The organism is Euzebya rosea (assembly GCF_003073135.1).
In the GTDB taxonomy this organism is placed as follows: domain Bacteria; phylum Actinomycetota; class Nitriliruptoria; order Euzebyales; family Euzebyaceae; genus Euzebya; species Euzebya rosea.
The window spans coordinates 197,604-211,567 of record NZ_PGDQ01000003.1 but is presented as its reverse complement, the minus strand read 5'-3'; the positions used below and the strand labels follow the sequence as shown (position 1 = coordinate 211,567).

At 71.8% G+C, this 13,964-nt stretch carries 9 protein-coding genes; 3 read left to right on the top strand and 6 right to left on the bottom strand.

Annotation, left to right across the window (positions count from 1 at the left end; translation table 11 throughout):
• Positions 1 to 127 precede the first annotated feature (127 nt).
• The 3 genes from CUC05_RS03925 to CUC05_RS03915 form a co-directional block, all read right to left on the bottom strand.
• Positions 128 to 1,102 (bottom strand): S1C family serine protease, encoded by a 975-nt coding sequence (locus tag CUC05_RS03925; protein ID WP_108664765.1) that lies wholly within the window; start codon positions 1,100 to 1,102, stop codon positions 128 to 130.
• Between the two features lie 69 nt (positions 1,103 to 1,171).
• Entirely contained in the window at positions 1,172 to 3,238 is a 2,067-nt protein-coding gene (locus CUC05_RS03920) for an ATP-dependent helicase (protein ID WP_108664764.1), read from the bottom strand.
• A 138-nt stretch (positions 3,239 to 3,376) separates the two neighbouring features.
• On the bottom strand, positions 3,377 to 5,284 hold the full coding sequence (locus CUC05_RS03915) for an HNH endonuclease (protein ID WP_157965179.1): 1,908 nt from the start codon (positions 5,282 to 5,284) through the stop codon (positions 3,377 to 3,379).
• 164 nt (positions 5,285 to 5,448) lie between these two features.
• Between CUC05_RS03915 and CUC05_RS03910 the strand changes: the two genes are divergently transcribed.
• From CUC05_RS03910 to CUC05_RS03900, 3 genes are all read left to right on the top strand, one after another.
• Positions 5,449 to 6,552 (top strand): hypothetical protein, encoded by a 1,104-nt coding sequence (locus CUC05_RS03910; protein ID WP_157965178.1) that lies wholly within the window; start codon positions 5,449 to 5,451, stop codon positions 6,550 to 6,552.
• Positions 6,553 to 6,690: 138 nt separating this feature from the next.
• Positions 6,691 to 7,221 carry a SigE family RNA polymerase sigma factor gene (locus tag CUC05_RS03905; protein ID WP_157965177.1) on the top strand — a complete coding sequence of 177 codons (531 nt, stop codon included), beginning with the start codon at positions 6,691 to 6,693 and terminating at the stop codon, positions 7,219 to 7,221.
• Positions 7,214 to 8,548: a LysM peptidoglycan-binding domain-containing protein gene (locus CUC05_RS03900; protein WP_108664760.1), complete on the top strand. Its 1,335-nt coding sequence runs from the start codon at positions 7,214 to 7,216 to the stop codon at positions 8,546 to 8,548. The genes CUC05_RS03905 and CUC05_RS03900 overlap by 8 nt, the downstream gene beginning before the upstream one ends.
• A gap of 76 nt (positions 8,549 to 8,624) precedes the next feature.
• Here the strand turns inward: CUC05_RS03900 and CUC05_RS03895 are convergent, their stop codons facing one another.
• The 3 genes from CUC05_RS03895 to CUC05_RS03885 all read right to left on the bottom strand — a co-directional run bounded on the left by CUC05_RS03895 (position 8,625) and on the right by CUC05_RS03885 (position 13,961).
• On the bottom strand, positions 8,625 to 10,526 hold the full coding sequence (locus tag CUC05_RS03895; RefSeq protein WP_108664759.1) for a M14 family metallopeptidase: 1,902 nt from the start codon (positions 10,524 to 10,526) through the stop codon (positions 8,625 to 8,627).
• A gap of 73 nt (positions 10,527 to 10,599) precedes the next feature.
• Positions 10,600 to 12,843: a glycoside hydrolase family 31 protein gene (locus CUC05_RS03890; RefSeq protein WP_108664758.1), complete on the bottom strand. Its 2,244-nt coding sequence runs from the start codon at positions 12,841 to 12,843 to the stop codon at positions 10,600 to 10,602.
• The gene (locus CUC05_RS03885; protein WP_157965176.1) at positions 12,840 to 13,961 is read right to left on the bottom strand and encodes a glycoside hydrolase family 15 protein; all 1,122 of its coding nucleotides are present in this window, start codon (positions 13,959 to 13,961) and stop codon (positions 12,840 to 12,842) included. The genes CUC05_RS03890 and CUC05_RS03885 overlap by 4 nt, the downstream gene beginning before the upstream one ends.
• Positions 13,962 to 13,964: the final 3 nt, after the last annotated feature.

Genomic DNA, 13,964 nt, shown 5'->3' with positions numbered 1-13,964 from the left:
TCCGGGCAGGGCGTTGTGCTGTACCCACCGCGTGGCACACGAGTGTCGGTCCTCCGGGTACCGGGACCGTTCGTCGACGGACCGATCGGATGTCGGCGCCGTCCTCGAGGACGGTGCCGTCCGGGTGTCAGGACTCGGCGAGCCGGGTGCGCACGTCGATCGTTCTGGGGGCATCGGCGCCACGACGGGCGACCAGGTGCACCTCCTCCCCCGCGGTGCGGAGGGCGAGCAGCAGGTCATCGGGACCACGGAGCACGGTGCCGTTCATCGCGGTCAGCAGGTCCCCACGCCCGAGGCCGGCGGCGGCGGCCGGCCCGTCGGGGTCGACACCCGCCAGCAGGACGCCGTCGGCGGGGGCCAGCCCGACCGCTGCGCGGAGCCATGTAGCCGTCCTGCCCGGCACGACCTGCACACCCAGCCGCCGACGCCGGGGCACCTCGCCACGAGCCAACCGGTCGACGACGTCGCGGAGGACGTCGTCGGCACGGACCGCTTGGTACAGGCCACCCTCGACCCTGTTGACGTCCATGCCCACCACCCGTCCCTCGCCGTCGACGACCGGGCCACCGGACGCGCCATGCGGGAGCGGCGCGGTGTGCTCGAGCAGGTCGCCGAGCGGGCTGCCGGTGCCCGTGCGCAACCGTGCCCCGGTGGTGGCAACGGTGCCCGCGGTGAGCCTGACGATGCCGTCGGGGGCTGCAGCAGCCACGACCGGGGTGCCGACCGGGGGCACGGCGTCGTCGGTCCACAGCAAGGGGGCCCAGTCCTCCCCAGCGTCGTTGCCATCCTCGCCGTCGCGTCCGGCGGCGTCGAGGGCATCGCCGACGGTGCGGACCGCCGGGGCGACGGCGACGCCTGCCGGATCGATCGCCAGGACCGCCAGGTCCAGGTCCTCGGCGACCCCGAGGACCTGGGCGGGCAGGGGCGTCCCACCGGCCCGGAGGACCTCGACGCGGCCACCCCGCACGTTGTGCGCAGTCGTGAGCACGCGGTGCTCGGGCAGCAGCACGCCGGTGCCTCGCCGTCCCCTGGCGCGAACGCCGACGGTGCCTGCGGCGACCCGATCGGCCACTCCGGCGATGTCGATGGTGGGGACGGACATGGCGACAACCTTCCTCGACAGTTACATGATTACATCATTCTAGCGCGAGGGTGTGGAGTCGGTCGAGAGTCACCAGAGTTCCTCGAGCAGCGCGTCGACCCGGTCGGCGGCGGTGCCGGCCAGCACCGGCACGTCTCGTTCGACCTCTCGAGGGCCCACGCGAGCCATGGTGTCGCGCACCGGGCCCTGCAGGAACCGTGACACCTGGCCGAAGCTGTGCCGGTCCCCGGAGCCGAACCGCTGGTGGTAGTACCGCAGCGGTACGTAGACGTCGAGCTCGTACCGGGGGCGGGTGAGGGCCACGTACAGCAGCCGCCGTTCCTCCTCCACCTCGTCGGGGTCGCCGGTGCTCATGTCCGACGGGATCATCCCGTCGGCGGCGTGCAGGAGATGCACGGTGTCCCACTCCAGGCCCTTGGCGGAGTGGATGGTGGACAGGATCAGGTAGTCCTCGTCGAGCAGCGGCGGTCCGGCGAGGTCACCGGTCGACGCCGGCGGGTCGAGCACGAGGTCGTCGAGGAAACGCGTTCGGCTGGTCGACTGCTCGGCGAGGACCTCGAGCTGCTGGAGGTCGGCCATGCGCGGGATCGGATCCTCGAACGTCTGGGCGCACACCGGGCCGTACCACTCGCGCAGCCGTTGGACCTGCCCGGCGACCTCGTCGATTGCCGCGGTGTCGGCGAGCGCGACGGCCAGCCCGACGACGGCCCGTTCAGCCGCGGCAGGCAGGTGGACGGCGGCGTCGACGACACGATCACCGAGCTGGGCGACCGCGACACCGCCCTCCCCCACCCCGATGGCGTCCATCAGGGTGCGTGCTCGTCCCGGGCCGATGCCCTCGAGCCGCTGGAGGATGCGGAACCAGGCGAGTTCGTCGTCGGGGTTGTCCAGCAACCGCAGCAGCGACACGAGGTCCTTGACGTGGGCGGCCTCAAGGAACTTCAGGCCGCCGTACTTCACGTAGGGGATGTTGCGCCTGGAGAGCTCGAGCTCGAGGAGGTCGGCGTGGTGCGACGTGCGGAACAGCACCGCCTGCTGGGTCAGCGGCGTGCCCTGCTCGCGGCGGTCGAGGACCGCGTCGCACACCCGGGCGCTCTGGTCGTCCTCGTCGTGACAGGTGTGGAGGCGCGGCTGCGGGCCGTCGAGCCGGTCGCTGAACAGCGACTTGCCGAACTCGGGATGCTCCTTGGTCTGCACCATCTCGGCGACCAGGGCGTTGGCCGTGTCGAGGATGGGCTGCGTTGACCGGTAGGACTGCTCGAGCCGGACGATCCTGGTGCCCGGGAACGTCTGCGGGAAGTCGAGGATGTTGCGGACCGACGCAGCCCGGAACCCGTAGACGGCCTGCGCGTCGTCGCCGACCACGGTCACGTTGTCGTTCGTGCGGCGCAGGGCAGCGACGATCTCTGCCTGCAGGGCGTTGGTGTCCTGGTACTCGTCGACCAGGACGTGGTCGAAGCTGCCGCCGAGCTCGTCGCCGATGCCCTCGGCCTCTGCCAGGACCTTCCAGAACAGCAGCAGGTCGTCGTAGTCCAGCAGGTTGCGCGCCCGCTTCCGCTGGCCGTAGCCGGTGAAGACCCGCCCGATCGCCTCGGCGTGTTCCGCGCACCAGGGGTACTGGGACTCCAGCGTCGCCTTCAGCGGGACCCGGCTGTTGACCACCCGTCCGTAGATGCCGGCCAGGGTGGCCTTGCGAGGGAACCTCGACGTGCCCTTGGCCACCTCGAGGTCGTCACGGACGAGGTCGATGAGGTCCGCGGCGTCTGCGGCGTCCAGCAGGCCGAAGTCGGTGGCCAGGCCGATGCGGTCGGCGTAGCGGCGAAGCAGCCGGTTCGCGATCGCGTGGAACGTGCCGCCCATGACCTTGCCGGTCGAGGCGGGTACCCCAGCCGCCGCGACCATGCGTCCGGCACGCGACAACATCTCGCCGGCGGCCCGCCGGGTGAAGGTCAGCAGCAGGATGCGCTGCGGGTCGACGCCGTCGGCGACGAGTCGGGCCACCCTCGCCGCGAGGGTCGTGGTCTTGCCGGTGCCTGCCCCGGCCAGGATCAGGAGCGGACCGTCCCCGAAGGACACGGCCTCGTGCTGGGCGCTGTTGAGGTGGGCGAAGGCGTCAGACACGTCGGAGTCGAACATCTGTTCACCATATCGCGGCGGTGTGACAGCCTCGGCGAGGGACCGCGCCACGGCGGTGCCGGGGCCCGGATCACCCGCGTACAACCGGTCGGCTTGGCTCGGGGCAGCCCGAGGGCCCCGCCGGCGGCGGGGTGCGGGTCAGATCGGTAGTCGTCCGTCGCCGGGATCGTCCCAGTCCGGGCCAGTCCGACCGGGGGCCGTGCGGCCTGGGGCGTTCCGGTCGGCGGGTCCGGCCGGGCCGTCGGGTCCTGACGGCTTCGTCAGGCCCGGGCTGGCCGGGGTTCGCGATTGGGGTCTGGGGTTGTCGTCGGGAAACCGGGTGGTCCGGGTGACGGTCTCACCGTCGCGGGTGCGGTGGACGGTGACGGTGCCGGTGGGCAGGTCGAAGGTCAGCTGCCAGCCGTCGTGGTGCACCGCGTTGTGATGATGGCGGCACAACGGCACCCCGTTGTCCTGATCGGTCGGGCCGCCGTGACGCCACCACTGGACGTGATGCAGGTCCGTCCAGCCGATCGGCCGACCACACGGCGTCCGATCAGCAGTCGGGAACCCACACCCACCGAACAACAGCTTGGCGGCCGTGTGCTGGGCTGTCGTCCACGCCCGTGTGGTCCGACCGATGTCCAACGGCACCCCTCGGGCATCCACGATCGCCCGGGTCAGCCGGGCATCACATGCCAACCGACGTGCCGTCTCCGGGGAGACGACCGTGCCGAACCCGGCCACCCCGGCCACCTCTGCCTCACCCGTCAACGTCGCCAGCGGCACCGTCACCGTCACGTGCGGCTTGATGCCACGCGACGTGGGCAGCTCACCCGCCTGCAGCCCGGCGGTGACCAGGTCGAGGAACGCGTCGTAGCGACGCTGCTCGGGGGTGCGTCGTTCCGCCTCGGGGGTGTCGGGCGGGTCGAAGACATGGGCTGCCTCGATCCCTGATTGGAGGAGCTCGCGGTCGGTGTCGGTCAGCACCACCCGCAGCACCGTCTGCCCGGTGATCCGGTCGGACCCGAAGGTCACCGATCGGCGGGCCCGCTGCGCCGCGGCAGCACGCTCCAACGCCGCCACATCAGCAGCCCGCATCGTGTTGGCCTCGGTCCGCACCCGATCCGGCGACGCCCCCGCCACCGCCGACTCCAACAACGCCTCCTGACGGGCACGAAGAGCCGCCTCGTCGGCGGCCGCCTGCTCGGCGGCCGCTTCGGCGCGTTCCCGGGCGAGCCGTTCCTCCCGTGCCGCGGCCTCGCGGGCAAGACGCATCCGCTCCGCCAGCGTGGCGGCTTCTGCCTGGGCCCGCTCGTCGGCCAGACGACGCTCCTGGCGTTCGGCGTCCTGCCGTGCGGCCTCGGCGCGGGCGGCGGCGTCCTGATCGGCCGCCTGCTTCTCCGCCGCCGCCACCAACCCGGCCGCATGATCCCGCGAGATCACCCCCGCCTGCAACCGGTCCAACACCTCCCCATCGTCAGCCAGGCCGACCGCCAGACGCACCTCCCGTGCCGCCGTGGCCCCGGACAGGCCGAACACCCCCGCCACCCACGTCGACAACGACACCGCACCGTCGCACTCGGGCAGACCCGCCACATCTGCGGCCACGATTCCCCGCAGACGCGCCGCCGACAGTGCCGCGTCGATCCCCGCGAGTCCCTCCATCGCACGCCGGACCGTCCCGGGCTCGATGGTTCCCGAGGCACCGTCGTCGGTCACCCCCGAGGCGGTGCCGGTAGCCATGCCCGCCAGCCAGTCGTTCAGCCGACCCAGGACACCCAACGCCTCAGCGACCAGCACGACCGGGTCGGCAGCCCCCGGACCGCCCAGGCCCCCGGCCCCGTCCTCCGGCGGCTCACCAACCGTGTAGTCCGCCCCGTCCTCCCCCACCAGCCACACCTCGGGCACCCCACCACCCGATGCCGGCAGCTCCTCCGCGAGGTAGGCGACGACATCCTCCTCCGACAACCACACCTCAGCCACCCGGCCACCCCACCAGCTGCCCGACCCGGCTGCACCCGCCTCGTCCTGACCAGCCACCCGCCGGTCCACCGCCGTGGTCATCGTCGCGTTCACCTCCTCCCGAAATCCAGCTCTCGATGTACCGATCAAGGTACGCCAGGGGTGGGACATCGCCCCCAGCCCCCGCGTCACCCACCCAAGCCACCCCGACGGCCGGCCATGCCCCGCAGTCGGGCCCACCCCGGTACCGCGGCAGACTCGACCGCGTGCCCACTCCCTCCTCCTCCTCGCAGCCTCGGCCCCGGACACGGGCTGTCGTGGCCACCGGGCTCGCCGCGCTCCTGCTGCTCGGCAGCGCCGGATGCACGGACTCGGCACCCGACCCCAACGCCGTCGCGGTCCCGCCGCCGGACCCCAACGCCACCGCCCTCCCCCCGTCGACCCCGGAGGCCGAACCCCAGCTCCCACCGTCGACTCCCCCCGCCAGCAGCCCCGCACCCACCGGCAGCCCAGCGACCGAGGACCCAGCCACGTCCCCCGAGGCGCTCGAGGACGATCCGGAGCCGACCACCCTCGGTACCTTCCCCGTCGAGTCGATCCCCGAGGCCAGCGGCATCGCGGCCAGCAGCGTCGACCCCGACCGCCTGTGGCTGCTCGACGACGGTCCGGGCACGACGTCGGTCTGGGCCATCCGCACCGACGGCACGGTCCTCGGCGAGGTGACCATGGCCGGCGTCGAGGGCGTCGACACCGAGGCCCTGGCCGTCGCCCCCTGCACGACCACCGACCCGCAGCCGTGCATCTGGGTCGGCGACATCGGCGACAACCTGCCTGCCCACGACGCCATCCGCGTCCACCGCTTCCCCGAACCCGCAACCGTCGACGGCCCGGCCACGGTCGAGGTCACGACCGCCGCTTTCACCTACCCCGACGGCCCCGTGAACGCCGAATCGATGGTCATCGGCCCCGACGCGCGCCCGTGGATCCTCACCCGCGAGGAGGACGTCACCCGCCTCTTCGCCCCCGCCGCGTTCGCCGACGGCCCGCTCCAGGAGCTCGCCACGCTCGACATCCCCGTCCCGAGACTCCCGATCCTCGCGATGTTCGCCGGACTGCTCGTCACCGACGCGGCACGCCACCCCGACGACGGACGCCTGCTGTTGCGCACCTACGACAGCGCGGTCGTGCTGACCCCACCCTCCCCCGACGCCGACCCGGCCACGATCGCCGACTGGACCGCCCAGGAGGTGCCGACCGCCGCGGAACCCCAGGGCGAGGCGATCACCTGGCTACCCGCCAGCGGCGACCGGCCGCCCGGCTACGCGACGGTCAGCGAGGGCACCGGCACCATCAGCTTCGTGCCCCGCTGACCTGGGTCGGACGCCCGAGGGAGGTCATGCACCCTCTGCAGTCACGCGTCCTGAGTGATTCCGGCCATGATGGCCGTGCCGGGCAACCTGTTGCGACCGGACTAAACCGTTGGGGGCACTGAATGGGTTGGGAGGGTGATGCAACACATCCCTGACGATCCCGAGGCCTTCTGCCGTCAGCACTGGCGGCCGCTGGCGCAGTCCCTCGCCGTCTACACCGGTGATGTGGCGCTGGGTCAGGACCTGGCCCAGGAGGCGCTCGCCCGGGTCCTCGTGCGTTGGTCTCGCGTCCGGACCATGCGCTCGCCGGGTGGCTACGCCTACCGGATCGGCGTGAACCTGGCCCGTGACGTCCTGCGCGAGCGACAACGAACGCTCCCGAGTACTGGAGCGACCGAACCCGCGGACATCCCTGACCCCGCTACCCGCATGGCCATCGACCGGGCGCTCGCGGCGCTGCCGCCCCGTCAGCGGCTGGCGATGTCGCTCCGGCATCTGGCCGACCTGAGCGTCGCGCAGACCGCCCACGCCATGGGGTGCAGGCCGGGGACGGTCAAGGCGCTGTGCCACCAGGCCACGACGAACCTGCGTACGAGCCCCCAGCTCGACTGGCATCCCGATAGCCCAGTCCACATCCGCGACCAGCACGAGGTGGCCATCGATGACTGATGTTCGTACTGCAATCCTGGAGTCGGCGCCCGGGGTCGACGAGCTGGACATGGACGAGATCCAACGGCGTGCGGCCCGAATTCGCTCCGTCCAGCAACGGCGTGCCCGGCGGGTCGTCGGCAGTGTGGCCGCCAGCACGGGCGTCCTTTTCGTGGGTCTCGTGATCACGAGTCTCGTCGGTACACCGGCACCTGACGTGTCAGTCGGCACAACGCCGACCGCCGGTACGACCGCGATCCCCCCGCCGGCCGACAGCCTCAGGGGGACCACGCTGGCCGGCGACGAACTCGCGATCACGGACTTCGCGGGTGAGCCGCTGATCCTCTACGCGTGGGCTGACTGGTGCGAACCCTGCCTGGACGACCTGGCGCTCCTGGCGGCCGCCGACCTCGATGTGCAGATCATCGGGCTGGCCGTCGATGCCGAAGAGGATGGATCCCGAAAGGCCCTGGCCGACGCCGGACTGGCAATGCCGACGATGGTGCTCGGTCGGGACGCGTTGGACTCGATGTTCTGGGCACCGATCGAGGCGTTGCCCGTCTGGTTCGCCCTCAACGCCGAGCACGAGGTGGTCGACACGATCGCGGGGGCCATCGGCAGCGAGCTGCGGCTGCAGACCCTCGCAGAGACGGCCCTCACCCGATCCGAGCCCAGCAACGTGGTGACGATGGCTCCCGACGGGCCACCTGCGACGTCGAGCCCGGTCGGCTGCCCCGCGGGCCCCGTTGAGGAACGCACCTACGTCGTGCAGCCCGGGGACAGCCTCTCCAGCATCGCCCATGCGGTCTACGGAGACCCGTTGCGGTTCGGCCCGATCGCCGACGCCAACGGCATCACCGACCGGACTCCGCTGCAGGTGGCGCAGACACTGGTCATCCCCCCGTGCGAGGCATCCCGGGACCAGGGTGTGGACGCCTCAGCCGCCCTGGATGCAGCGCTCGGCAGGATGCAGACCGCGATCGACCCCGAGGTCGCGCAGGCGCTCGTGGCGGGCCTCCCCGATGGGTACTCGGAGATGCCCACGGCCGACCCGAGTGGTCGGACCTTCGGGACGGACGGCCTGACCATCCTCGTCCACCAGCTCGACCTCGCGGCCCACACGACGGCCGATCAGGTCGTGGCCGACGCCGTCGCCGCCGGATCCGGCGCAGTCGATCTTGACGGGGTCACTGCAGCCTTCACCAACCCGGTCGCGACCGGCCGGATGCTGGTCCCGCTACCGGGAAACCGCATGATCGTGGTCGGCCACGGGGAACGCGGGGCTCTCGACTACGAGATCAGCGTGCTGCAGCAGTGGATGGTCGCGGTTCGCCACGAGCTGGGCTGAACGCGAGCGCTCCGACCCACGCGATCCGGAATCGCGGGTCACCACAAGGCGTACCGACGCGACCGCCGACCGTCGCCTAGTCCGGAGCGGGCACCGGCCACACACCCGGCGTGGGGCTGGTGTCGATCACACCGGTGAGAACCACCGACGGCACGTCGGGCCCGATCTCGGCGTGGAACCCGCGCTCGATGGTGACCAGCGACTCGTACTGCACGACGCCGTCAGCGTCCCGCACGGTGACGGTGTAGGGCTCGGTGTCACCGACCTCGAAGTCGTCCAGCTGCTTCTCGTTGAGCAGGTACGGGCGGCTCGACGGGGGCACGCGCAGGTCGAACGTCCCGTCGTCGCCGATCCGCACCGTGCGACGGAGCTCCTCGTCCACCAGCGTCGGCCGCAGCGCGTCCCCGGTCGGGTCCTGCACCGTCGGCAGGCCACCGACGGAGATCACCGGGGTGCCCGACAGCTGGAGGTTGGTCGGGGTCTGGAACGCCTTGTACACCTCGACGGTGCCGCCGGCAGGCCCCTCCCCGGTGATGCGCGCCTGCACCCCGGGCTCCAGCGCCGCCAGCGAGTGGCGGATGAACGCGCCGCGGTTCTGCTCGTACATGGCCGGGATCGTGGAGGCGTACGGCCCGTGGAACTCCGTGCCGTGCTCGAAGGTGTAGATGATCGTCCGGGTCGCCGCGTGGCCGTAGTCACGGCTCGTCCCCGACGTCGGGTACAGGTTGAACGCCTGGATCGGGTCGTAGCCGTTGCCGTCGTAGAACGTCCCCTCGTGGGTGTACCCGTCACGCATCTCACGGGCGATGCGCGACATGTGCGGCCAGTCGGGGCTGCGGATCTCGCGGGGCTCACGACCCCACGGGATCAACATCTGCTGGCCCGACGTGTGGTGGGTGATGTGGGTGATGGGCAGGTGTGCCAGGGCGAGGTCACGGACGTTGTGGGTCTCGGGCTCGCTGAACGGCTGTGTCCCGCGGTAGGTCTGGCTCTCCGGGACCGAGGACGAGCCGGACTCGTCGCCCCAGTGGAACGGGTAGTTGCGGTTCAGGTCGATGCCGTAGGCGTCCGGCTGGGACGCGCCGACGGGCGAGCCACCGACGATCGGTCCCGTGGGCTCCAGCGGCCCTTCGTTGCTGAGCGCACGAACGTTCTTGCGCCACATGTCGCCCTTGCCGAGGAGCGCCTGCGGGAAGCCGTTGATCAGGTTGTTGTCGCTGGTCTGGCCGGTCAGCGCGGCCGCCTCGACCGTCCGGTCGAACCCGTCGGGGTTGACCAGCGGGAGGATGATCGTGCGCGCGTTGTCGACGATCGAGGTGATGACGGGGTCGCTGCCGTAGTTCTCCAGCAGCTCGTGGGCCCACATCATCGGCATCTCGCCGGCCGGCCACTCACGGCAGTGGTGCATGCCGTCGTGCATGACCACCGGGCGCCCGTCGTCGTTGGCGACGTCGGTGGCGATCTCCAGGCCGTAGACGGTCCTGCCGAGCAGCGACTTCGTCGGCATCTCCAGCAGCCGCACCCGACCGGAGGGGCGGTGCTCCTCGGCCAGCGCCTTCAGCTCGGCCTCGTACACCGCGGAGCCGAGCCGGTACTCGCCGTCGGTCTCCCCCGGCTGGGGCCGCAGCCCGGCGGGCCGGACGGACGCCGCGTCCGACGACGCCGGGACCAGCTCGTAGTCCATCCCGACCGCGTCCAGCCGCGCCTCGTCGCCGTCCCACAGCAGCACCTCGACGGTGCCGTCGTCGAACGTGGTGTGGGTGTCGTCCAGGTGGGCCATCAGGGCCTTCTGCGCCGCCGTCGTCGGCCGCAGGTGCGCCAGCACCGCGCCGGCGGAGGAGGAGGCCCCTCCAGCGGAGGAAACGGCGGCGGGCGACGCCGCGGCAGGCGCGGCGGCGAACAGGGTGCGGCCGGCGGTCAGCGAAGCGGCACCGGCGCCGGAGTAACGAAGCAGGTCACGACGGGACAGGAAGGTCATGGGACAGGGTTCGACGACACGCCGCCCGTTTCCTGCCCGGGCATCGCTCGGTTCTCGTGGAGCAACCCCGGTCTCAGCGCAGCAGCGCCGCCACCCGTCGGCCGGCGTCGGTGTCGGGCACGAACGCCGGGATGCGATCCAGCGGGGCAGGCACGGTCACGACGTCCCCGCCGACGTGCGGTGTGCCGTCCCACGCGTCGAGCCACGCCCCTGCGGGGAGGTAGACCCGCCACTCCTCCACCCCGGGCTCGGTGACCGGAGCCACCAGCAGGTCGTCGCCGAGCAGGTACTGGTGGGGGTGGTCCCAGATGCGCTGGTCGGTCGGCCAGCCGAGCGCGAGCGGACGCATCAGCGGCAGCCCCGACTCCAGGCCAGCGTGGTACTGCTCGTCGAGGTAGTCGACGAGGCGTTCGCGGATCTCGGTGAACCGTCGATAGGTCGACACCACCGAGGGATCACCGTGGCGTTCGGCGATGTTCCACGGCGTCCGGTCCCGTGACGGCGACCGGTGGTGGTTGTACTCCGAGTGGTACTGCATGATCGGGCAGAGCATCGCCATGGCCGCCGAGCGCAGGTACAGCTCGGGGTCGGGGATCTCGCCGGAGAAGCCGCCGTGGTCGAAGCCCCAGGCGAACACCCCGGACACGCCGGCCGACAGCCCGGCGGTGATGGAGGCACGGTAGGCCTCCCACGTCGAGTCCTCGTCACCCGCCCAGTGGCAGGGGAAGGCCCCGGCGCCGGTGAACCCGGCACGCGAGAACGTCACCCCGTCGGTCCCGGTCGCGGCCAGCAGCCGGTGATAGGCCTCGGCGTAGAGGTTGGCGAAGCGGTTGTTGGTCTCGTCCCCGCGGGTCCCGTCGGCGTACCGCAACTCGTCGCCCCAGGCGTGCTCGCCGCCGTCGGTCTTGAAGCCGTCGACGCCGACCTCCTCCAGCAGGTAGCGCCGACGCGACAGCCACCAGTCGGTGGCCTCGCGCGAGGTGAAGTCGGGCAGGAGCGCCCCGGGGAACCACCAGCCACGGTTGTGGTACGGCGTCCCGTCGGCCTCCTGCACGGCCCAGCCGTTGTCGACCAGCACGTCACGGTCGTGGGCCAGCTGCTCGCTGCCGAGGCGGTCCTCGGGGACGTCGACGGGCAGCACGGGGATCTGCCACAGCAGCACCTTCGTGCCCTGCTCGTGGAGGCGGCGGACCATGCCGACCGGGTCAGGCCACGCCCCGCCGGCGGGGAACTCGAAGTCGGCCAGCCCGAACGCCGTGCCGTCTGCCCGCGGGGTGTAGCGGGCGTCCCGGAACGCGGTGAAGGTCGCCTCGTCGGCCCAGGCCTCGATCACGATGACCCCGATGGGGATGCCCTCGTCGTGGCTGCGCGCCACCTCGGCCTCGACCCTCGCCTGGGTGTTCCACTCGTTGCCGGACGCCCACGGCCGGAACACCCAGCTGGGCACCCGTCCCGGGCGAGCGGTGTCGTCGAGGAAGGCGCTGATGACCTCCGCGGGTTCCCCCAGGTACAGCGACAGGTCGACCGCGGGGTCGTCCGGATCCAGCTCGACCTCGACGACCAGCAGGTCGTCCTGGCTGGCGGCGACGTCGAACCAGCACCGCCGGGTCGTGTCGACGTGGAACCCCCAGCTGACCGACCCGCCGACGACCAGGCCGAACGGGACCGGCAGGTAGGTCCGTTCCCCCTGGCCCTTGTACTGCTCGAAGACGACGGTGTCGATTGACCGGCCACGGTGATCCAGGGCGTGGAACCGTTCCCCCAGTCCGATGACGTGGTCGTCGTCGCCGAGCTGCAGGGCGAAGCGGGCACGGACGGGCCGTCCCTCGGCGACGAGGACCTCGGTGGCGAAGTCGTCGACGAGGTGCTCGGCCCCCTCGGGCCCCTGGATGCGCATCACGTCACCGGTGGGCAGCCACACGCCGACCTCGAGGGCGAACCACTCGGTGGCCTGGTCGGCCGCCATCCAGCGGTAGGCCACCGGCTGACCGGGCCCGTACGGCCCGAGCTCGACGGTGACCGGGTGCATGCCCTCGACCTGCTCACCCGCGGCCGCGGCGGCGGCGAGGTGACTGTCGTCGTCGGCGCCGTCGTCCCCCGCCATCACCAGCGGGGTGGCGGGGATCCCCTCGACGTGACCATCCAGGTCGACCTCGAGGGTCACGTCCTCGAGGCCGTCGGCGACGAGCGCACGAACCTCGATCACGTCTCCAGCGATGGGGACGACGGGCACGCGCTGGTCCAGCGACGGCCGGTAGGCATGTCCACGTCCCCCGGGGACGTGGCGGATGGCCGGGGTGGGGGGTGAAGCGGTCATCGGGTCGGTGTCTCCAGCAGGTCGGCCACGACGCTGAGCAGCATCGCATGCGACCACAGCAGCGGGTTCGCGCTGGGGCCCCACTTGGCCTCCCAGCCCGCGAGGTGGTCGGGGTGCAGCAGGTCCTCGGCCACCTGCTCGGGCAGGTGGCCGTCCCCGTCGGCGGTCCCGGCGATCCACGTCAGCAGCTCGTCGACCCGCTCGGGGCGGCCGGCACGGACGTGGTACCAGCCGAGGAACGCCGCCAGCAGGATCCATTGGCCGCCGCCGTAGTAGACGTCGTCGAGGTAGCGGTGGACCCCGGCGGGGGCCAGCTCGTCCTCGACGCGTTCGATCGTGCGTCGGGCGACGGGATCGTCGACGTCGAGGAAGCCGAGCGGGACGATGCAGGCGACCAGGCTCGCATCGACCGCGTCGCTGCCGAGCCACTTGACCAGCGCCCCGTCGACGATCCCGTCGGCCTCGACGCGCTGGCGGATGTCACCGGCAGCAGCGGCCGCGCGCCGACGCACGTCCACCGGCACCTCGTCCCACCCCGACACCGCGTCGAGCCCGGCCCAGATGCAGACCATCGTGGAGACGTGACGGTGCTCGATGTGCTCCTCCCACCAGTCGTAGGACGGTTCGTCCCAGAAGGTGGACAGGTACTCGACGAGGCTGTCGATGACGTCCAGCGACACCGCCAGCGGACGGTCGGTCCGCCGGTGGTGTTCGTGGAGCGCCCACAACCAGGTGCCGTAGCCGTCCAGCTGGAAGTTCTCCCAGAACCCGTCGGCCTCCCGGCCGTCGAGGGTGTACCTGGTCCGCAGATGGTCCTCGGGCGCGGGCTTGTCGCCCTGCCGTGCCCGGGCCACCAGCTCGGCGATCCGGTCACGGCGGTCGGCGACGATGCCGGCGCACCATCGGTGGAACGCCTCGGCCTCGTCGTGGCGTCCGTGACGGCTCATAGCATCGGCGATGAACGCCCCGTCACGGAACCACGAGTAGTCGTAGGTCGCGAAGGTCGGCGAGGCCACGAACGCCCCGCTGGGCGCCTGGCCGTCGGCGATGACCCGAAGGCTCGCCTCGACCAGGCCGTCCTCGACCAGCCGGCGCAGCGCCGGCGTCGTGGTCCTCACCGT

What these genes read in the sequence shown, in the direction of transcription:
- CUC05_RS03925 (WP_108664765.1), bottom strand. Translation starts at nt 1,102, where the DNA reads ATGTCCGTCCCCACCATCGACATCGCCGGAGTGGCCGATCGGGTCGCC.
- CUC05_RS03920 (WP_108664764.1), bottom strand. Translation starts at nt 3,238, where the DNA reads ATGTTCGACTCCGACGTGTCTGACGCCTTCGCCCACCTCAACAGCGCC.
- CUC05_RS03915 (WP_157965179.1), bottom strand. Translation starts at nt 5,284, where the DNA reads ATGACCACGGCGGTGGACCGGCGGGTGGCTGGTCAGGACGAGGCGGGT.
- CUC05_RS03905 (WP_157965177.1), top strand. Translation starts at nt 6,691, where the DNA reads ATGCAACACATCCCTGACGATCCCGAGGCCTTCTGCCGTCAGCACTGG.
- CUC05_RS03900 (WP_108664760.1), top strand. Translation starts at nt 7,214, where the DNA reads ATGACTGATGTTCGTACTGCAATCCTGGAGTCGGCGCCCGGGGTCGAC.
- CUC05_RS03895 (WP_108664759.1), bottom strand. Translation starts at nt 10,526, where the DNA reads ATGACCTTCCTGTCCCGTCGTGACCTGCTTCGTTACTCCGGCGCCGGT.
- CUC05_RS03890 (WP_108664758.1), bottom strand. Translation starts at nt 12,843, where the DNA reads ATGACCGCTTCACCCCCCACCCCGGCCATCCGCCACGTCCCCGGGGGA.